Origin of the sequence: Qipengyuania pacifica, assembly GCF_019857205.1 — a bacterium.
Lineage (GTDB): Bacteria > Pseudomonadota > Alphaproteobacteria > Sphingomonadales > Sphingomonadaceae > Qipengyuania > Qipengyuania pacifica.
Map to the genome: position 1 here is coordinate 281,231 of NZ_JAHWXO010000003.1, position 19,401 is coordinate 300,631.

The 19,401-nt window shown below is 60.8% G+C and carries 15 protein-coding genes and 1 tRNA gene; 4 read left to right on the top strand and 12 right to left on the bottom strand.

The genetic code is table 11. The annotated features are described in order from the left end of the window. Positions 1-4: 4 nt before the first annotated feature. Positions 5-1,531 (bottom strand): TadA family conjugal transfer-associated ATPase, encoded by a 1,527-nt coding sequence (locus KYK83_RS06695; protein WP_196846568.1) that lies wholly within the window; start codon positions 1,529-1,531, stop codon positions 5-7. 247 nt (positions 1,532-1,778) lie between these two features. Here KYK83_RS06695 and glmS point away from each other — a divergent pair, with 247 nt between their 5' ends. Beyond that, the gene (gene glmS / locus KYK83_RS06700; RefSeq protein WP_222827651.1) at positions 1,779-3,602 is read left to right on the top strand and encodes a glutamine--fructose-6-phosphate transaminase (isomerizing); all 1,824 of its coding nucleotides are present in this window, start codon (positions 1,779-1,781) and stop codon (positions 3,600-3,602) included. A gap of 229 nt (positions 3,603-3,831) precedes the next feature. Next, entirely contained in the window at positions 3,832-6,036 is a 2,205-nt protein-coding gene (locus KYK83_RS06705) for a putative bifunctional diguanylate cyclase/phosphodiesterase (protein ID WP_222827652.1), read from the top strand. A gap of 32 nt (positions 6,037-6,068) precedes the next feature. Here KYK83_RS06705 and purQ read toward each other — a convergent pair whose 3' ends face one another. Together purQ and purS are read right to left on the bottom strand one after the other, a co-directional pair. After that, entirely contained in the window at positions 6,069-6,746 is a 678-nt protein-coding gene (gene purQ / locus KYK83_RS06710) for a phosphoribosylformylglycinamidine synthase subunit PurQ (RefSeq protein WP_222827653.1), read from the bottom strand. Next, positions 6,746-6,979 carry a phosphoribosylformylglycinamidine synthase subunit PurS gene (gene purS, locus KYK83_RS06715; protein WP_222827654.1) on the bottom strand — a complete coding sequence of 78 codons (234 nt, stop codon included), beginning with the start codon at positions 6,977-6,979 and terminating at the stop codon, positions 6,746-6,748. The genes purQ and purS overlap by 1 nt, the downstream gene beginning before the upstream one ends. A gap of 271 nt (positions 6,980-7,250) precedes the next feature. On the opposite strand from purS, the gene KYK83_RS06720 reads away from it, so the two are divergent. Then, positions 7,251-9,461 (top strand): TonB-dependent receptor, encoded by a 2,211-nt coding sequence (locus tag KYK83_RS06720; RefSeq protein WP_222827655.1) that lies wholly within the window; start codon positions 7,251-7,253, stop codon positions 9,459-9,461. A gap of 56 nt (positions 9,462-9,517) precedes the next feature. Here the strand turns inward: KYK83_RS06720 and KYK83_RS06725 are convergent, their stop codons facing one another. After that, entirely contained in the window at positions 9,518-12,394 is a 2,877-nt protein-coding gene (locus KYK83_RS06725) for a M16 family metallopeptidase (RefSeq protein WP_222827656.1), read from the bottom strand. Between the two features lie 124 nt (positions 12,395-12,518). Between KYK83_RS06725 and KYK83_RS06730 the strand changes: the two genes are divergently transcribed. Continuing rightward, complete coding sequence (locus tag KYK83_RS06730; protein WP_222827657.1) at positions 12,519-13,400, top strand: diacylglycerol/lipid kinase family protein; 882 nt, start codon at positions 12,519-12,521, stop codon at positions 13,398-13,400. Here KYK83_RS06730 and purC read toward each other — a convergent pair whose 3' ends face one another. From purC to infA, 8 genes are all read right to left on the bottom strand, one after another. Continuing rightward, positions 13,401-14,204 (bottom strand): phosphoribosylaminoimidazolesuccinocarboxamide synthase, encoded by an 804-nt coding sequence (gene purC / locus KYK83_RS06735; protein ID WP_103024888.1) that lies wholly within the window; start codon positions 14,202-14,204, stop codon positions 13,401-13,403. Positions 14,205-14,318: 114 nt separating this feature from the next. Further along, the gene (locus KYK83_RS06740) at positions 14,319-15,626 is read right to left on the bottom strand and encodes a cation:proton antiporter (protein ID WP_196846562.1); all 1,308 of its coding nucleotides are present in this window, start codon (positions 15,624-15,626) and stop codon (positions 14,319-14,321) included. Positions 15,627-15,756: 130 nt separating this feature from the next. Then, positions 15,757-16,875, bottom strand: coding sequence for a DUF2279 domain-containing protein (locus KYK83_RS06745; RefSeq protein WP_248284300.1), 1,119 nt, complete (start codon positions 16,873-16,875; stop codon positions 15,757-15,759). Positions 16,876-17,237: 362 nt separating this feature from the next. Then, positions 17,238-17,312 (bottom strand) — tRNA-Phe (locus tag KYK83_RS06750). A gap of 92 nt (positions 17,313-17,404) precedes the next feature. Continuing rightward, complete coding sequence (locus tag KYK83_RS06755) at positions 17,405-17,593, bottom strand: DNA gyrase inhibitor YacG (RefSeq protein ID WP_222827658.1); 189 nt, start codon at positions 17,591-17,593, stop codon at positions 17,405-17,407. Continuing rightward, entirely contained in the window at positions 17,583-18,575 is a 993-nt protein-coding gene (locus KYK83_RS06760) for a ribonuclease E/G (RefSeq protein ID WP_346729426.1), read from the bottom strand. Before KYK83_RS06760 ends, KYK83_RS06755 begins: the two co-directional genes overlap by 11 nt. Next, a complete protein-coding gene (locus KYK83_RS06765; RefSeq protein ID WP_222827659.1) occupies positions 18,529-19,104 on the bottom strand; it encodes a Maf family protein in 576 nt (191 codons plus the stop codon). Before KYK83_RS06765 ends, KYK83_RS06760 begins: the two co-directional genes overlap by 47 nt. Before the next feature lie 6 nt (positions 19,105-19,110). After that, entirely contained in the window at positions 19,111-19,356 is a 246-nt protein-coding gene (gene infA / locus KYK83_RS06770; protein WP_007163491.1) for a translation initiation factor IF-1, read from the bottom strand. Between the last annotated feature and the right edge of the window lie 45 nt (positions 19,357-19,401).

Sequence of the window (19,401 nt, forward strand, 5' to 3'; positions counted from 1 at the left end):
ACCGTTAAAGACAGGCTTCGAGATAAGCCTGGTCGAAGCCGAATTGCCGCGCTTTTTCGAGCGTATAAGGGCGCAGGCCAGATGAGCGGAATTCACCCAGGATCTTGCCATCTTCGCTCTCGTCCAGATATTCGAATTTGAACAGTTCCTGGGTAACGATCACATCGCCTTCCATCCCGATCACCTCGGTGATGTTGGTTGTGCGGCGCGAACCATCGCGAAGGCGCTTCACCTGCACGATGAGGTCGACAGATTCCGCAATCTGGCGCGAGATGGCTTCTTTCGGAATCTTGATGTCACCCATCAGAATCATGTTTTCCATACGGCCGAGACATTCGCGTGGACTGTTCGCGTGAAGCGTACACATCGAGCCGTCGTGGCCGGTGTTCATGGCGGCGAGGAGGTCGAAACATTCCGCGCCGCGGATTTCGCCGAGAATGATACGGTCCGGACGCATACGCAGGGCGTTCTTCACGAGATCGCCGATGGTGATGGCGCCTTGCCCCTCAAGGTTCGGGGGGCGGGTTTCAAGTGGCAGCCAGTGCGGCTGCTGCAGGCGCAACTCGGCCGCGTCCTCGATAGTGAGAACGCGCTCACCTGGATCGATCATCTTCGACAGGGCATTGAGCATGGTCGTCTTGCCCGAACCGGTACCGCCCGAAATGACGATGTTCATCCGGCATGCGCCCGCAATCTTTAGGGCGGTACACATCTTTTCGCTCATCGAACCGAAGTCCTTGAGCATGTCGAGCGTGATCGGCTTTTCGGAGAATTTACGAATGGAAATGGCCGTGCCGCGCAGACTGAGCGGCGGCACGATGACGTTGACGCGCGATCCATCCTTGAGGCGCGCGTCGGCCAGAGGTGTGGTCTGATCGACGCGGCGGCCGACCTGGTTCACAATACGCTGGGCAATCTGGAAGAGGTGGGTTTCATCGCGGAACTTTATCGGCGCGATGATCAGTTTGCCCTTCTTCTCGATATAGGTCTGGTCGGGTCCGTTCACCATTATGTCCGACACGTCGGGATCATTCAGCAACTCTTCGAGCGGGCCAAATCCCAGCAGCTCGTCGACCAGCACCTTTTCGAGCGCAAATTGTTCGCGGCGGTTTAGCGTTACCTTCAGCTCGGCCAGCACCTCCATGATGATCGGACGAAATTCTTCCGACAGTTCATCCTTGGACAAGGTGGCGGCGGCTTCCGGGTCCACTCGTTCGAGCAGGCGCGGGAGGACCTGCTCTTTGATCTTGTGAACGCTTGCTTCGAAACCCCCGACCTGACTCTCGCCAGAGTGGGTGGTGTTCATGCGCTCGTCCAGGCGGGACATCGCGTCGCTACTGCCGGCTGACATGCCAGTTGCCGTTGGCGCGTTTGCAGGAAGGGGCGGGAACTGTTCGCCGCCCGAAGATCCGGAATCCTTCGACTGCTCAGGCGTGGCTGTACCTCCACGCATGGGTTTCGCTACGCCAAATTGCGGACGCGCACCGGCACCCATTCCTGCCGGTCCGTTTTTCCGTCCGAATGCGCTCATTGTCGGTAACCCCCGAGGTATCTCTTGATTCGCCTGGCGCAACCCTGCCCATTCGCGGCAAAGCCCGTGTCTTGAAGCTTGGTGAATAAAATGGAAACCTTGATTTTTCCCTAATGTCTGGTGGTCGGAACCATGACCTCGGTCTGCAGCGAAAGGGTCCGGAAGCAAAACATTAGTAGGGCCAATTGATTGCACAGTGAGAACCGCTAAGGCTGCGCCGCGCAGCGCTAATCGGAGTATGCAATCCATGTGTGGAATTATCGGTATTGTCGGCAACAAACCTGTGGCGGAACGCCTCGTCGATGGTTTGCGCAGGATGGAATACCGCGGATACGATAGCGCCGGGATATGTACGATACATGAGGGCGCGCTCGTTCGGCGCAGAGCCGAAGGCAAGCTCAACAACCTCATTGCGGAATTGGCGGACAATCCGGCCCCGGGCGAGATCGGCATTGCTCATACGCGCTGGGCAACGCACGGGGCGCCGACCGCGAAGAACGCCCATCCACACGCGACGGAGCACGTCGCGCTCGTTCACAACGGGATCATCGAGAACTTCAAGGAATTGCGCGCCGAACTGCGCGATGCAGGTCGTACGCTGGAAAGCGACACGGACAGCGAGGTCGTAGCTCACCTTGTTTCGGAACTAGTTGAAAACGGCCGCAGCCCGCAGGAAGCTGTTGCAGATGTCCTGCCCCGTCTGCGTGGAGCCTTTGCGCTGGCGATAGCCTTCCGCGATCATCCAGACATTCTGATCGGTGCCCGCAGAGGATCCCCGCTTGTCGTGGGATATGGCGTAAACGAAACCTACATCGGCTCCGACGCGCTGGCGCTCGCGCCGCTCACGCAGGAAATCAGCTATCTCGAAGAAGGCGACTGGGTTGTGGTCACGCGTATTGGCGCGTCGATTTACGATGCGGAAAATACCGCGGTGACGCGTGAAATTTGCAACTCGGGTGCGTCGGCCGCAGCCGTGGAAAAAGGCAATTATCGCCATTTTATGCAGAAAGAGATCTTCGAGCAGCCGACGGTGGTGGCCCAGACGCTCGGTTCCTATCTACGCCAATCGGATAATTCGGTCGCCCTGCCACAATTCGATTTCGATATTTCGCGCATCAAGCGCGTCACCATCGTTGCCTGCGGAACATCCTATTACGCAGGGATGGTTGCGAAATACTGGTTCGAGCAGTTCGCGCGGGTTCCGGTCGACATCGATGTGGCTTCCGAGTTCCGCTATCGCGAACCGGTGCTTGAGGAAGGCGGCCTCGCGCTGTTCATTTCCCAGAGCGGAGAAACGGCCGATACGCTTGCGGCTCTGCGTCATTGCAAGGAAAACGGTCAGACAATCGGCGTGATCGTGAATGTGCCGACAAGTTCGATGGCGCGCGAGGCCGATCTCCTTTTGCCGACCCATGCCGGACCGGAAATTGGTGTCGCATCGACGAAGGCCTTCAGTTGTCAATTGGCTGTCCTTGCAGCTCTGGCGGCACATATGGCGGTCAAGAAGGGCTTGATAAGCCGCGAAGAAGAGCAGGCAGTTGTCGGTCATCTGCTGGAGGCCCCTGCTGCGCTTAATGCCGCGCTCGATCACGATGATGATATCGCCAGCATGGCGCACCTGATCGCGCCGGCACGCGATGTACTTTATCTCGGACGTGGCCCGGACTTTCCACTCGCGATGGAAGGCGCCTTAAAACTTAAGGAAATCAGTTACATTCACGCGGAAGGCTATGCCAGTGGCGAGATGAAACATGGGCCCATAGCGCTGATCGACAGCGAAGTGCCCGTTATCGTTCTCGCGCCGTCGGGACCTCTGTTTGAAAAGACAGTCTCGAATATGGAAGAGGTTCGCGCGCGGGGAGGGAAAATCGTTCTGATTTCCGATGCCAAGGGTTTGGAAGAAGCCGGGGAGGGGTGCCTTGCAACGATCGAAATGCCGCAGGTTCACCCCCTGATCGCACCGCTGGTCTACGCCATCCCGGTCCAGTTGCTCGCTTACCATGTCGCGTGCGTCAAAGGCACGGATGTCGATCAGCCACGCAACCTTGCAAAATCCGTGACGGTGGAGTGACTTATCGACATTTGATCGTACTGATTGCGTTTTTACCGCGTAATAAGGTTTTGCGGCTAACCGTGCTCGTGTGAGCGAGCTGCCCAACAGACAGGACACGAGTGCTACTGCACTCTCTATCCGCCAAGCCATCGGGCTCGAATCGCCCGAAGGCAGCGATTGGGCGCTCATTCATGGGCGGCAATACGCCCTGCTCAGAGAGCGTGTAAGAGCGCGGGCAATACTTCATATGACGGGCTTTATCCTGATCGCAGCCGGGCTTTTCAGCTCGGTCAATACTCTTGTGATCGTTGCCTGGGCTGGTGCCTTGCTAGCAGCCGTCGTTTTTTCCGCTCGCGCAGACATGCGTCTGGCTGATGCCGAGAGTCGGTACGTGGCCGTCGCTGAAATGAAGTCTCATGCTTTTGCGGCGGCGGCGAAAGGGGCGGTGTGGTCATTGGGTATGATCACATGCGCTTTCATTGCGGATCCGGTTCAAACGGAAATCGTGTGGGCCGTGGTCGCGATGCTGATCCTTGGCACAACGGTAAGCCGCTTCAGCGTTCCGCTCAGTGCAATCGCCTTTGCCCTTGCAGCCGGCGTCGGCGGTTTCATTGCGAGTATCGTGACGTTCCAGTTCAGTCTGGCTGCCATCGTCCTCATTTCGACGTTACTGGCGACCTTCGGGGTGATCGAGAGCGCCCGTGTCGCAGTTGCTGCTCGAATTGCGGAAACGGCGATGCAGGAAAAGAGCGAAGTGGTGTCCATGCTGCTGCGCGAATTCGAGGAAGGCCAGGCAGACTGGCTTTGGCAGATCGACACGCGCCGGCGGCTCAAGGCTGTATCACCACGCTTTGCCTTTGCACTCGGTAAGGAACCTCGCGACGTGGAGGGGCAATCCTTTCTGCAACTCATTTCCGGCAGTGGCTGGAAGACGGGATCATTTCCGGAAAGTCTCCACGAGCTTGCCGAGAAGCTGAAGCGGCGGGAAAATTTCTCGAACTTCACCATCCGTGTGTCGATCGAAGGGCAGGACCGCTGGTGGGAATTGTCAGGTACTCCCATTGTGGATGATGTCGGCAATTACCAGGGGTTCCGCGGTGTCGGGTCCGATGTGACCGAACAGCGGGAATCATCGGAGAAGATCGCCTATCTCGCCCGCTACGACACGCTCACGCAGCTGCCCAATCGACGCATGCTAAACGAAGCCTTGGGCGATGCCCTGAAATATTCGGCGGACTGGCGGTCCCGCTGTGCCTGTTTGATGATCGACCTGGACCGCTTCAAGGCCATCAATGATTCGCTCGGACATCTGGTCGGCGATCAGATGCTGGCTGAGGTTGCGGCACGCTTGAAGCCTCTGACTAGAGAAGGCGAGGTTTGCGGCAGATTGGGCGGAGACGAATTTGCTGTCGTGATCCGGGATGCGTCCGACAGGAGCCGTATCGAATGGTTGGCCCGCGCGATTATCGAACGGCTGTCCGAACCGTACAAGATCGAGAACCAGGTCCTTTATGTCGGCGCAAGCGTCGGCTCCGCCTGCGGCCCCCGCGATGGACGCACCGTGGAAGAACTGCTGCGCAATGCCGATCTGGCGCTATACCGCGCCAAGGATGAAGGTGGCGGGATCCACTGCGAGTACGAACCTTCGCTGCATGCGAATGCGGAGGAGAAGCGGCAGCTGGAACATTCGCTGCGCCACGCGCTCGAACGCAACGAGATGCAATTGCATTATCAGCCCGTTGTCGACGCCAATTCGGAAGCGATAGTCAGCTTCGAGGCCCTGATCCGCTGGAACAGCGCGGAGCACGGCTTTGTCAGCCCGGTAAAATTCATCCCGCTCGCCGAAGACACGCGCCTGATCGTGCCGATCGGTACGTGGGTCTTGCAGGAGGCGTGCAGGGAAGCGGCGGCGGAATGGCCCAAGGACGTGAAGGTCAACGTCAACGTGTCGCCCGAGCAGCTGCTCGAACCTGACTTTGCCGCCACGGTCGTGCGTGCGCTGTCGCATAGCGGGCTCGAGCCGCACCGGCTGGAAATCGAGGTTACGGAAAGCATTTTCATGCGCGACGGGGGCGTGGCGCGCAAGGCGCTGGAGCAGTGCATGGCGCTTGGATGCTCGATTGCACTGGACGATTTCGGAACTGGATATTCCTCGCTGGGGTATTTGCGGAAGCTCAAGTTCTCGACGATCAAGGTCGACCGCAGCTTCGTGCAGGGGGCCGCGCAGAAGAGCCCGGAATCGCTGGCGATCATCCGCGCGGTGGTAGCCATGGCGGATAGCCTGGGCATGACGACGACCGCAGAAGGCGTTGAAAACGCTGAGGAAGCGGCGCTGATCCAGCACCTGGGTTGCAGCAAGATACAGGGCTATTACTTCGGCCGACCGATGCCCGCCGAGGATGTCCATCGCCTGTTCGACCGGCAAGGCGGCGAGCGCCTCATCAGCGCGTAATCAGACGATACGCATGTCAATCATACGTATGATCAGGCCGAAACAAGTGTCTTGATGGCGTTTTCGAACAGGGCGAGACCGTCGGTTCCGCCATGCGCTTGTTCGACGGCGCGTTCGGGGTGCGGCATCATGCCGAGCACATTGCCTTCGGCATTCAGAACACCGGCGATGTCGCGCTGCGAGCCGTTGCAGTTTTCGACGTAGCGGAAGGCGACACGCCCTTCGCCCTCGAGCATGTCGAGCGTTTCGTCATCGGCGAAATAATTGCCGTCATGGTGCGCGACGGGAATATCGATGATCTGGCCCGCTTTGTAACCGCTGGTGAACAGTGAGCGGTCGTTTTCCACCTTGAGCGCAACGGTGCGGCAGATGAAATTCTGGCTGGCGTTGCGCATCAGTGCGCCCGGCAGGAGACCGGCTTCGGTGAGGACCTGAAAGCCGTTGCAGACACCGAGGACCGGCACGCCGCGTTCGGCGCGGCGCTTCACGCTTTGCATGATCGGGCTGTTCGCCGCCATCGCGCCCGAGCGCAGATAGTCGCCGTAGGAAAAACCGCCGGGCAGAGCGATGAAATCGAGATCTTCGGGCAAACGGGCATCGCCATGCCACACGCGGATCGGCGCAGTGCCCGAAACCCGTTCGATGGCGACAGCCATGTCGCGATCGCAATTCGACCCGGGGAAGGTGATAACGGCGGCGCGGAAAGCCATCAGTCGACCTTCTCGATGCGGTAGTTTTCGATCACCGTGTGGGCGAGCAGCTTTTCGCACATGTCGGCGAGCGCCGCATCATCGGTGCCATCGGCCACATCGAGTTCGATCAGCCTGCCGATACGCACATCTTCGACCCCGGCAAAGCCGAGCCCTTCGAGCGCATGGTGGACGGCGCGACCCTGCGGATCGAGAACGCCGGGCTTTAGCGAGACATGGACGCGGATTTTCATCGAGCAAGCCTTTCGTGTTGGCGCGCCTATGGCGCACCGTCGCCGAGCGTTCAAGCACCTCGCAGCGATCGCATGGTGATGGCGCTGGGCGTGACATATCCGCGACGGCTGTAGCGCCACTGCAACAATTGTCACGATTCTGCCTTATGGGATGGAGAGGAACTCCATTTCATCTCGCAACCTGCTATTGTGCATGTGCGGCGAAGATTGCCGTACCCCTCCAAATGCCCGCCTTTCCCAGTTGCGCGCTCAAGCAGGACACCTCCTTAAAATGACGATCCGGACCACCGCCGCCCATCTCTTCGGGGCGAGCACTATCGCTTTTGCAGCCTTCGCTGCGCAGCCCGCCATGGCGCAGACCGCCGATCAGGCGGGCACGGAAGAAGCCGCCGATGGGCAGCTCAACACGATTATCGTGACCGCGAACCGCCGTGAGGAGAATCTCCAGGACGTGCCGGTATCGGCCGCGACCCTGGATGCGAGCACGGTCCGCACGATCTTCGATGCAGGCGCCGAAATCACCCCACTTTCGGCCCGCGTCCCGGGCCTGTTCATTGAAAGCTCGAACGGACGCGCTGCGCCGCGGTTTTATATCCGCGGTCTGGGCAATACCGATTTCGATCTGGCAGCATCGCAGCCCGTATCCGTCGTCATGGACGATGTGGTGATGGAAAACGTGACGCTGAAGTCCTTCCCGATTTTCGACGTCGAACGGATCGAGGTTCTTCGCGGCCCGCAGGGCACCCTGTTCGGGCGTAACACGCCGGCCGGTATCGTAAAGATCGACACCGTGAAGCCGGGCGACGAGTTCGCCGTCAACGGGTCGCTGAGCTATGGCACCTTCAACACCGTATCCATCGATGGCGGCGTGACGGTACCGCTAGTACCGGGTCTGGCTTCGCTGCGAGTATCCGGCCTGTGGCAGCAACGCGACAACTGGGTCGACAACGGCTTTACCGGCGAGGAGGACGTGTACGGCGGCTACAGCGAGATCGCCGGTCGAGCGCAGCTGCTGGTCACCCCGAGTGATCGCCTGTCGATCCTCGGCAGCTATGCCGTGCGCGATCTCGACGGTCAGTCCACCCTGTTCCGGGCGAACATCCTTGGTCCGGGTAACAACGACCTGAACGACAATTACGACCGCGACACCGTTTTCTACGATGCGGGCGGGCGTAACGAAGCTGCCTACAAGGCGCAGATCGCCACGGCCAAGGTCGATTACGACGCCGACTTCGCAACGCTGACCAGCATCACCAGCTGGGCCGATACCGAGGGCCGCAGCCGCGGCGACATCGATGGCGGCAATCTGGTTACCGGGCCGGGTTTCATTCCGTTCCCCAGCGATACGCAGGATTCGATCGATCTGAATCAGTTCACCCAGGAAGTCAGGCTTGCGTCCAATTCGAACGGTCCGTTCGAATGGCAGGTCGGCGGGTTCTATTTCGACAGCGATTTCGATGTCACGACCGTCGGTTTCGACTTCCCGCCTCCCGTTACCGTAAACCACACGAACGAAAGCTGGGCGGTGTTCGGCCAGGTCAGTTCGCAAGTGACCGATGCGCTGAAGCTGACGGGCGGCCTGCGCTATACCGAAGATGACAAGGATTTCATCGTCGTAGCGGGTGCGGCACCGCAGTTCACCACTGTTTCCGACGAGCGGCTGAGCTGGGACCTGGCAGCATTCTACGATCTGAGCGGCGACGCCAGCTTCTATGCGCGCGTAGCCAGCGGTTTCCGTGCGCCGACAATCCAGGGGCGCGACGTCGCATTCGGTTCGGCACCGTCGGTCGCAACGTCGGAAAAGATCATGAGCTATGAAGCCGGCCTGAAATCGGAGCTGGCGGATCGCCGCATTCGCCTGAACGGCGCGGTCTATTACTACACGATCAAGGACCCGCAATTCACTGCCGTCGGCGGGGCGGACAATCTGGTCCAGCTGGTCAATGCCGACAAGGGACGCGGATACGGGTTCGAACTGGACAGCGCGTTCCAGGCTACGCCCAACTTCCTGATCACGGCCGGGGTAAGCTGGAACCACACCGAAATCGAGGACAATACGCTGGCGGTCGGCATCTGCGCCCAGTGCACGATCGTGGATCCCACTGTCGTGCTATCGGGCAGCACCCGGGCCCTGGTGGACGGTAATCCGTTCCCCAATGCCCCGGAATGGATTGCGGATCTGACGGCGCGCTATGCCTTCCCGATCGGCAATGCCGGAGAGATCTTCTTCTTCACCGACTGGGCATATCAGGGGAAGACCAACTTCTTCCTGTATGAAAGCGAAGAATTCAATTCGAACAACCAGATCGAAGGCGGTCTGCGGGCTGGCTATGCCAAGGCCGACGGTACGTTCGAACTGGCAGCCTTCGTGCGCAACATCACCGATGCCGACAATGTGAAGGGCGGGATCGACTTCAACAACAATACCGCTTTCGTCAACGATCCGCGCGTGTTCGGCGTATCTGCCCGTATCAATTACTAAAGGCACATCGAACCGATCGAAAAAGGGCCGGGAGGAACGATCCTTCCGGCCCTTTTTCATTCGGCATCCACCAGACTTTCGTGGACGATGCGGATGCGCAGTTCCTGTGCCGGATCGAGATAGCGCAGGGCCGCCTGCTGAAGCATTTCAGGGGTAATCGCGCGTATTCGATCTTCGTAGCTGCGCACGCGATCGAGGCGTTCGGCGCGCAATTGCGCTTCGTCGATGATACCGAGCCACCAGCCATTTTCGCGCCGGCTCAGGGCGATCTTTTCCAGCAGCGGCTTGCGGGCACGTTCCAGAAGATCGGCATCGACGGGCGCGCTGCGGAAATCCTGCGCGATTTCATCGACGACTTCAAAGACTTCGTCCGCCTGCCCCGGTTCGACCACGACCGAGGTCGAGAAAGTGCCGAAGTCGCGGTAAATGTGCGACATGCTCGATCCCGCTGAGGGCGAATAGGAGGCGCCCAGTTCTTCGCGGATGCGGTCGAGCATTTCGAGGCGCATGACGGTGGCGAGCATCTGCATGGTCGCTTCTTCCTGCGCATCATCGTCGTCAGTCGTGGGCCAGTAGGTCATGGCCAGGGCCTGATCCGGCGCGCCGGCATGGGTCAGCACCCGTTCCCTGCGGTCATCGGCAAAATGCGCGACCCGTTCGCTTTCATGACTGTCGAGCGTTGCAGCGCGCGGAGGAAGCGCCCCGAAGCTGGACGCGACCGCACCGATCACGGCATCGCTGTCGAAATCGCCGACAACCGATATTTCCACAGGCGCGGTGCCGATCCGCTGGCTGACGATACGGCGCGCGTCTTCGAGCGTCACCGCTTCCAGCCTGTCTTCCGATGGAACGCCGAAGCGCGGATTGCCATCGGACAGGATCTGGGGGACCTGCGACCGCGCAACGGCCTGCGGGGTCGCATCGAGCTGGGCGATATAGGGCGGGATGAGGGCCTGCCAGCGGGTCAGCATTTCAGGGCGCAGGCCCGGATCGCTGAGATAGGCGGCACTGAGCTGCATCTGCAGTGGCAGGTCGGCCATGGTGCCGATGCCGCGCACGGTAAACATGTCTGCGCCCGCATCGAAACCGTAGGTGACGCGGCGACCGGCAAGGATCTGGCGTAGTTCGTCATAGCCATGCTGGCCGAGCCCGCCCAGCGCACTGACGGCAGACAGGAAGACAGCCTGCGCGATTTCGTCTTCCGGGATGGACAGCTGGCCCGAACCGACGCGGATGGCGAAACGCAGGCGTCCCTTTTCGAAATCGGTTGGCTTGAGGTTCAACCGGACATTGTTGGCAAAGCGGATGGTGCGCACGCCGAGATCGTCGATCACCGTATCGTCCGCAATTGCGGAGGGCGGCCCGAAATCGGTGTAGGCGAATTCCAGCCCGCTGGTGTCGAGCGGGGCGGCGACCGGCTGCGTTTGCGAGGCCCGCCAGACATCGAGGATCGTGTCCTGTGCGTCGGGAATCGCCTGTTTGGTCGATACGTGGATCAAGGGATCGGAGAGAGCATAATGCCGGGCGAAAGCCTGCGAGACCGCCGCCGCGGTGATGGACGGCTTTTGCGCGAGGAACAGGTCGTAGGTCGTCTGGGGGCTGACGAAAATCCGTTCGCGGCGAGCGGTTGAGAGAATACCGTCTGCTAGCTGGCTGTTGCGGCGCGTATCCTGCTGGCTTGCCGCATCGCGGTAGCGCTGTTCGAAATTGGCCAGCTGTTCGGCCAGTTCTGCATCGGTAAAACCGTATTCGACGGCGCGCCGCCATTCCTGTTCGCCCACTTCGAGCGCGCGCTGCCATTCGCCTTCGCGGGCCTGCACCACGAGCTGTGCCTGACGCTGGATGTCGAAGAAATCGGAAGAGGATGCGCTGGCGCCGATGATCGGGGCATCTGCGCCGTTGGCGATCGTCTGCAAACGGCGGTTGAGAATCGCAGTGCCGAGGCTGATCAGGCGCGACTGGTCCGTTTCCGCGACGGTGGGCTTGCGGTCCTGATAGGGGGCGAAGCGATCGATGGTGACCAGATACTGCACGTCGGGATCGACGAAATTCGCCGCAGCGGGTCCGCGGGAGAGATCGAGAGTGCCCTTGTCCACCTCGACCCGGGGCGTGTCCGGGGCCTGCCAGTCGCCGAAGCGGTCCTTGATGGTGGCTTCGACCACGTCGGGATCGAGATCGCCGACAATGACGAGGGCCGCATTGTCGGGACGATAGAAGCGGGAATAGAGGCCGCGCACGGTCGCGCCCGGGGCCGTGTCGATGATCGCATCCGTGCCATCGGCGCGAAAGCGCGTGGCATAGCGGGTGCCGGGCGCGATGAACTGGAAATAGTCCTTGATCCGCCGGATCGAGAAATTGTTACGGGTGCGGGTTTCCGACTGGATGATGCCGCGTTCCCGGTCGACCGCCTCGTCGGCAATGGTCAGTTCGCTGGCCGTTTCGCGCATCAGCATCAGCGCGGTGTCGACCAGATCGGGGTCGGTCCGGGGCAGGTCCAGCTTGTAGATCGTATCTTCGAACCCGGTCGAGGCATTGGTGTCCGCGCCAAAGGCAAGACCGAGCCGTTCGAGCAGCTTGATCATCTCGCCTTCGGGCACATTGGTCGACCCGTTGAAGGCCATGTGTTCGAGCATGTGGGCAAGACCGAGTTCCTGCTCGCCTTCATCGATCCAGCCCACGTCGAAGCCGAACCGGATGACGGCGGTACCCTGCGGCGTACCGTTCCTGAGGATCGCATAGCGCATGCCGTTTTCGAGCACGCCGAAGCGGACCGCCGGATCGGGCGCGATATCGTAAACCGGATGACCCCAGCCGGTCGTCGACTGCACCGTGTCGGCCGGAGGGGCGGGGGGATCATCCTGTGCTGCGATGGGCTGGGTCAGGGCAAGGAGCGGCAGCGCGGCGATCGCGCGGCGAAAAACGGTCGACTTCATGCAGATCACGCTATGGGGGCGAGGGGGCAAAGCCAAGCGGCTTGCGACCAAATTCTGCTGGCGGCATCGCCGGTTCCACCAACTGCGTGTTTGCACCGGCATGGCCCTGCGATAGGGGTGGGGGATGCCTGCGCTCGACCTCGTCTACAATCCCGTTTCGGGCAGTTTCAGCGACGATCATCTGGAGGCCCTGCGTGATGCGCTGATCGAGGCGGGCTTTCGCGTTACATCGATGCCGACGACGGCAGCAGGCGCGCGCCTTTCCGGCGAGGCCGATCTGGTCTGCGTCCATGGCGGCGACGGTACATTGCGCGATACGGTGCAGGCGCTGGGCGAGCGGGCAGGGAGCATGCCGATCTGCGTGGCGCCTTCGGGCACGATCAATCTGGTCGCGCGCGAACTGGGCTATCCGCGGTCGCCCCAGCGCTTTGCCGGGGCCGTGCGCGAGGCGTGGGACCGCGGGCCGGAGAGCTGGGTGCAATCCCCGCTCTACCGGCTGGGTGATATGCCGATCGTGTCCTGCGTTTCCATCGGGCCGGACAGCCACGCCGTTGCGCGGGTGGACGGCAGGCTGAAGCAGCGCATCGGGCGCTATGCCTATGTCGTCGCGCTGGCGCAGCAGATGCGCGAGTGGCCCCGCGACACGATGACCATTCGCGGCGAACTCGCCGATGGGGAGCGGTTCGAATATGAAGCGGAAGCGGCCATCGTGAGCCACGCCGCGCTTTATGCCGGACCGTTCCAGGTCAGCCCGGGAGCCCGGCTGGGCGCGGATTCGGTCGAACTGATCACGGTGAAACGCGCGACGCGGCTGGGCACGATCGCGCTAAGCCTGGGCGTGCTGCTGCGCCTGCCGCTGGCGCGGATGGGGATCGCCGACATCCGCACCTGCCGCAGGATCGAGTTCGATCGCTGCGTGATGCCGGTGCAGGTCGACGGCGATCACATGCCCGAATGCGCTTTCGCCATTGCGCCGAGCGGGCTGACGCTCAGCTACGTCGTCTGATTATTTCTTCGGCTTGGTCGGGGTCCGCAGCCGGCCACGGTGAGCGTTCATGTCGAGCACTTCGCCGGGGCCGCTATCGTCGTTCTGCAGCAGGCCCAGACGGCGCGCGACTTCCTGATAGGCTTCGCTTTCGCCGCCCAGGTCGCGGCGGAACCGGTCCTTGTCCAGCTTTTCGCCGGTGTTGATGTCCCACAGGCGGCAGCCGTCGGGGCTGATTTCGTCGGCGAGGATCACGCGGCTGTAATCGCCATCCCAGATACGGCCGAATTCGAGTTTGAAATCGACGAGCCGGATATCGATCGCGGCGAACATGCCGCACATGAAGTCGTTGATGCGGATCGCCATGCTGGACATGTCCTGCAGCTCTTCATGGCTGCACCAGTTGAAGCAGGCGATTTCTTCTTCCGAGACCTTGGGATCACCCAGGGAATCGTCCTTGAGGCAATATTCGATCAGCGTGTGCGGGAGCATTTCGCCTTCTTCGATGCCGAGACGCTTGGACAGCGTGCCGGCAGCGACATTGCGCACCACGACTTCGAGCGGGATGATTTCCACCTGGCGGACGAGCTGTTCGCGCATGTTGAGGCGACGGATGAAATGCGTCGGGATGCCGATGTGCGACAGGCGGGTGAACACATATTCGCTGATGCGATTGTTGATCACGCCCTTGCCGTTGATCGTGCCCTTCTTCTGCGCATTGAAGGCGGTCGCGTCATCCTTGAAATACTGGATGATCGTACCCGGTTCGGGGCCTTCGTAGAGGATCTTGGCCTTGCCTTCGTAGATCTGGCGGCGACGTGCCATGGGCATGCATTCCTTCGCGCAAAAAAGCGTGCGCCCCGGCAGGTGGAATCGACGCGATCCGCACGCCCCGGGGCGATTGATCCCGCGCTTACCGGAAGGGGGCGGGGAAAGCAATCATGCGGGCGGACTGCCGCGGGCTTCCCGTTCCACGGCGGGCGCGCGATCTTCTTTCAGCTTTTCGATCAGCCGGCCCAGAGTGGCGCGCTGGACCAGAACGCTGAACAGGACGGCGGCGAATGTCGCGGCAAGGATGAGGTCGCGCGTTTCCCCGGGCGGGAGGGAAAGCGCGAGCGCGATCGAAATGCCGCCGCGCAGACCGCCCCACCACAGCACCGGTCCCGCGCCCTTGTCCTGCAGGCGAGCGGCGGGGATCGTCCTGGTGGACACGATGATGCTGATGGCACGGGCCGCCAGCGTAAGCGGGATCGCCGCCAGAGCGAGGATGGCTTCCTCGAAGCCGACGACCAGGACGATCATTTCGAGCCCGATCAGAAGGAACAGCACCGAATTGAGCAATTCGTCGACGAGTTCCCAGAACTTGATGACATAGTCGCGGGTCACATCGCTCATCGCATAGGTAACCCCCTGGTTGCCGACCAGCAGGCCCGCGACAGCCATGGCCAGCGGGCCCGATACATGCAGATAGCTGCACAGGGCATACCCGCCCATGACGATGGCCAGAGTCACCAGCACTTCCAGCGCGTATTCGTCCATCCCCGCCAGAGCGCGGTAGCCGACATAGCCGGCCGCCAGCCCGACAAGGATGCCGCCGCCGGCCTCTATCGCGAACAGCCGCGCACCTTCGGCCAGAGAGAATTCGGTGCCGCTGATGGCAGCGCCCAGCAGAATGATGAAGACGACGATGCCCACACCGTCGTTGAACAGGCTTTCGCCCGCCACCGCGCTTTGCAGGGACTGAGGTACGTTCTCTTCCCTGAGCACACCGAGTACGGACACCGGATCGGTCGGGGCGATCAGCGCGCCGAAGACGAAATACCAGATCGGGGCGACGGGCAGGGCAAGCAGCAGGCCGACGCCCCACATCGCCAGGCCGACGAGCACGGTCGAGACGATCACGCCCACGGTCGAAAGCAGGAGAACCGGAAGCCAGGCGACCTTCAGCCGGTCGAGATCGACATGCAATGCACCGGCGAAGAGCAGAAAACTCAGCATGCCCTGCAGCAGCGTTTCGGTGAAATTCAGTTGCCGCAAGATGTCGGCCACCCAGTCGCCCAGCGTAATCGCGGGAATGAAGGCATTCGCAATCATCAGGCCGATGGCCGTCAATGCCCCCATCACGGTCAAGCCGATGACATGGGGCAGCTTGATGAAATGATGGTTGAACCAACCCAGCAAGGCGGAAGCCACGACGAGGATCGCGGCAATGTCGAAAGCGGAAAGCGCGCTGCTGGTGTCATGCATAGGGCGTGCCTAGCTTGCGCGGGGGTGGAGGGGAAGCGTCGCGGGTAAGGGGCAGGATGCACACCAGCGTCGAACCCGAGTTATGCGGTCATCTTCGCGGAACCGTACGAGGTTCCTCAGCGTCAATACGTTAATCGGTCAGGTGAGTATGGACTGCAGTATAGGGGAGCTGGAAATAATCCAGCACTTCGCCCGCCGCTTTCCCGACCCTACTTTTTGAATCCTTGAAGAGCAATTCTCGTAGATTGATACCCAACCCCACAAAAATATGCCGCTTCGGGACGATACCGGCCGCCCTATCTTTCAGGAGGAAATCATCTCCGTGGTAGCCCAGATGCAGTTCGAGGTACCGAAGCGGGCTATTATTGAAGGCTTCGAAGCCAGCCGGCTTGAGCGCAAGGAAATAGCGTTGCTGCTGAAAATGTTCCTTACCGCTAATAGTGTAGATGTCGTCGTTGGGTTCGATCATCAGACGAAAATCCAACTTCTCATCCAATCCGGGAACGGAATTGCGCAATAGAGAAAATCCGGCGCCCATCGTGTTAAACGTCACGTCCTCCCAGGACCAGCCGCTGGTCGGCTCTATGCTGTCGAAAGCTTCTGTCCAAAGCATGACACCCGAAGCAAGAGCCGCAGCCGTGATTTCGATGCCGGGAGCGTCATTCGTATTTCGCTTGAGCCGGCCGTAAAGCAACTCGCTGATCACGTAGGCCGAGTACGCGTGAGCCAATTTATCGACGCCGACATTGTTGGTTGATCTGCCAAACCAGCCCTCGCTTTGAAAGCTTGGCCATTGCGGGTCTTTCAATAGCTTGGGCGCATTGATTGCAGTGTAATAACCGGCGACCGCGGCAAATTCCCATTTGATAGCTTTCACATCCTCGCCGAACGATGCGTAATTCCGGCGCGCAGGATTTTCGAAGCCGTCTCGCGTCGTAACCGTCAATGGAACATGGTTCTCAACCTCCTGATAGTCGACCGTCTCGCGATCAAAGCCGGCAATAGTGGCTTCCTCAAGATAAGCGCCTGGCGCGACGAGCACTCGAGCTGTGTCACTCGACGCAGTGAGTTCGGTCGAAAATGCCTGATCCAGCTCGGCGAAAGTAGATAAAGGCACAATCATCAGTTCATCCCCTGCCGCACTAGCAGATGCACTCGCCGTAATGACCCAAAAGCCGGTCAGTAATGAAACGACACGATGCAATCGCTGATGAAATGTTCGGCCTCTCTCCCTATTAAAAATCGCCATCTATCTGATTCCAAACCCAAAGAACGACCGCATTGTCGCCGCTTCATTTGGATCGCAATAACTTATTGGATTATGTGGGAAGATATTTGCACTTAAACCTGCCGAGAGACGGTGGCATTTCGCCAGCTCCCACCGAACTCTGCTTATTGTCGAGATCGGCGAAGGGGGTATCGAATTGATGATCCGCAAATTGCGATACATTCTCCATTTGCCGCCACCATCCACACGTTGGCAAAAATGAAGTGACCGCCGCAGCGCAGACGAAGTTGCGGGCGCCATCGGTCAAGGACCAACCCGAATGCCCGCCCGTTTGCCGACTAGACCGAAGTCAGGCCATCGAATCCAATTCGCTGTAGAAGAAGTGGTGCCCAGGGGCGGAGTCGAACCACCGACACGACGATTTTCAATCGTCTGCTCTACCACTGAGCTACCCGGGCACACTGCGTCTGCTATGGAGCCTGAAAGGGCCCCGTGAGCAGTGAGAGCGCGCCTATGGCGAAGCTCGTCCGCCTTGGCAAGGGGGGAATTTCTACTCTTCCTTGCCGCCGCTGAATTCCGCCGCGATTTCTTCGGGCAGGGCGGGCCGTCCGGCCACGGAATAGCCGTCGCCAAACCATTTCGATAAATCGCGGTCGCGGCAGCGGCTGGAACAGAACGGCGCGTATTCTTTGCTGCGGGCCCGTTTGCAGATCGGGCAAGGGCGGGATCTAGTCGTCATGCGGAACGATCTGGGCAGTGGCCGCTTCGATCGCAAGCCCCGGATCGATCGCGATGCGCACCGGGCGCGCGGTGCGCCGCTCGAGTTCGGCGATCCATTCGGGCCCGAGCCGTGGCCTCAACGCGGGATGAACGGTCAACAATGTCGCGCCGGGCCCTTCGACCATTTCGGCGCGGCGTAGCGCCATTCGGGCTGCCATACCTATGCGCGAGGTCGCGAAACGATGCAGCAGCGAAGGGCCGTGGAGCCGGGCAACAATCTGAACGAGGCCGAAGCCGTTCATTGCCGTGCGTTCATGGGAAAAACCCGACAACGCCTCTTCGAGCGCCGAATCCACCGCCTTGCGGTCGGATTTCGTCTGGAGGGTTGGAAAATCGATCCCGATCGAGCCGCCAAGATCGAAGAGCGTGAGCCAGCGCGCGATTTGCGGAACTGCGGCGAGGGACAGTTCGCGCGGAGGCAGGTCGCCATCGATATCGATCAGCGTCATGGCCGGCGTCACCGCAAAGAGTAGCGAGCCGCCAGCGAACTCGACCTCGCCGGAGGATGCAGCATGCCAGATGTCTTCCCAGACCCCCGCGGGGAAGCGACGGACCGACCTGGCGTTGGCCAACGGATCAGATGGTGTACCAGCAATCGTTGAAACCGGCCGGGCGGCTGGGAGCTTGAAGCGTCCGCGTTCCGTCATCGCACCGCGCGTTATGGCGAAAAGATAGTTTGCGCCCTCGCTTGCATCACGCGGAAGTTTATCCACCAGAACCTCGCGGCCAGAGGGATGTTGCGCGGTTCCTCGTGCGCCTGTCTTGCGCAGCAGCTTGCCTTCGAATTCATCGCCCGCCTGGATTTCACCCGGCCAGTGGACGCCGGCGGCGAGAGGTGTTTCACCATCAAGCAGCAGGGCCCGGCGTTCGCCGATACCCTCTTCGACCTGCCATTCAGGCAATGTCGAACCCAGCGGCGCGCAGCAATGTGCGCGTTTCATAGAGAGGCAGGCCAACCACACCCGAATGGCTGCCCTGAATCCGGCTGATCAACCCTTCCGCGATGCCCTGAATGGCATAGCCACCTGCCTTGCCTTCCCATTCGCCGCTGGCGAGATAGGCGTCGATTTCGGCGGACGAGAGGCGCTTGAACATTACCACCGTTTCGCTCAGCCGTTCACGGAGGGCGCCGTCCGGTGCGCGAAGGGCGATGGCGGAAAGGACGCGGTGGCGACGACCCGACAGCAGTTCGAGGCATTTGCGGGCCGTGGCTTCGTCTTCGGCCTTGGGCAGGATGCGGCGGCCCGCCGCGACGACCGTGTCGCCGGCGAGTACGTGGCCGCCACCGGATGCGGCAGCCTGCGCCTTTTCGCGCGCCATGCGCTTTGCATAGTCGCGCGGCAATTCGCCCTTATGGGGCGTTTCATCGATGTCCGCGGGATTGATGGCAGCAGGCGTCAACCCGAGACGGGCGAGAAGCTCGCGCCTGCGGGGACTGGCCGATGCTAGAACGAGGGTGGGCTGGCCCACGTGCGCTTATTGGGGGCCGGGGCCGCCGCGACCGGGCATGAAGCGGTAAGTAATGCGTGCCTTGGTGAGATCGTAGGGCGTCAGTTCACAAAGCACTTCGTCGCCGACGAGCACGCGGATACGGTTCTTGCGCATCTTGCCGGCGGTGTGGCCGAGCACTTCATGGCCGTTCTCGAGCTCGACGCGGAACATCGCATTGGGCAGCAGTTCCACCACCCTGCCGCGCATTTCGAGAAGTTCTTCTTTCGCCATGTAGTTCCTTGGACTGTGCCGTTGGTCGATTTGTGTCGCGCGCCC

What these genes read in the sequence shown, in the direction of transcription:
- KYK83_RS06695 (WP_196846568.1), bottom strand. Translation starts at nt 1,531, where the DNA reads ATGAGCGCATTCGGACGGAAAAACGGACCGGCAGGAATGGGTGCCGGT.
- glmS (WP_222827651.1), top strand. Translation starts at nt 1,779, where the DNA reads ATGTGTGGAATTATCGGTATTGTCGGCAACAAACCTGTGGCGGAACGC.
- KYK83_RS06705 (WP_222827652.1), top strand. Translation starts at nt 3,832, where the DNA reads ATGACGGGCTTTATCCTGATCGCAGCCGGGCTTTTCAGCTCGGTCAAT.
- purQ (WP_222827653.1), bottom strand. Translation starts at nt 6,746, where the DNA reads ATGGCTTTCCGCGCCGCCGTTATCACCTTCCCCGGGTCGAATTGCGAT.
- purS (WP_222827654.1), bottom strand. Translation starts at nt 6,979, where the DNA reads ATGAAAATCCGCGTCCATGTCTCGCTAAAGCCCGGCGTTCTCGATCCG.
- KYK83_RS06720 (WP_222827655.1), top strand. Translation starts at nt 7,251, where the DNA reads ATGACGATCCGGACCACCGCCGCCCATCTCTTCGGGGCGAGCACTATC.
- KYK83_RS06725 (WP_222827656.1), bottom strand. Translation starts at nt 12,394, where the DNA reads ATGAAGTCGACCGTTTTTCGCCGCGCGATCGCCGCGCTGCCGCTCCTT.
- KYK83_RS06730 (WP_222827657.1), top strand. Translation starts at nt 12,519, where the DNA reads ATGCCTGCGCTCGACCTCGTCTACAATCCCGTTTCGGGCAGTTTCAGC.
- purC (WP_103024888.1), bottom strand. Translation starts at nt 14,204, where the DNA reads ATGGCACGTCGCCGCCAGATCTACGAAGGCAAGGCCAAGATCCTCTAC.
- KYK83_RS06740 (WP_196846562.1), bottom strand. Translation starts at nt 15,626, where the DNA reads ATGCATGACACCAGCAGCGCGCTTTCCGCTTTCGACATTGCCGCGATC.
- KYK83_RS06745 (WP_248284300.1), bottom strand. Translation starts at nt 16,875, where the DNA reads ATGGCGATTTTTAATAGGGAGAGAGGCCGAACATTTCATCAGCGATTG.
- KYK83_RS06755 (WP_222827658.1), bottom strand. Translation starts at nt 17,593, where the DNA reads ATGACGACTAGATCCCGCCCTTGCCCGATCTGCAAACGGGCCCGCAGC.
- KYK83_RS06760 (WP_346729426.1), bottom strand. Translation starts at nt 18,575, where the DNA reads ATGAAACGCGCACATTGCTGCGCGCCGCTGGGTTCGACATTGCCTGAA.
- infA (WP_007163491.1), bottom strand. Translation starts at nt 19,356, where the DNA reads ATGGCGAAAGAAGAACTTCTCGAAATGCGCGGCAGGGTGGTGGAACTG.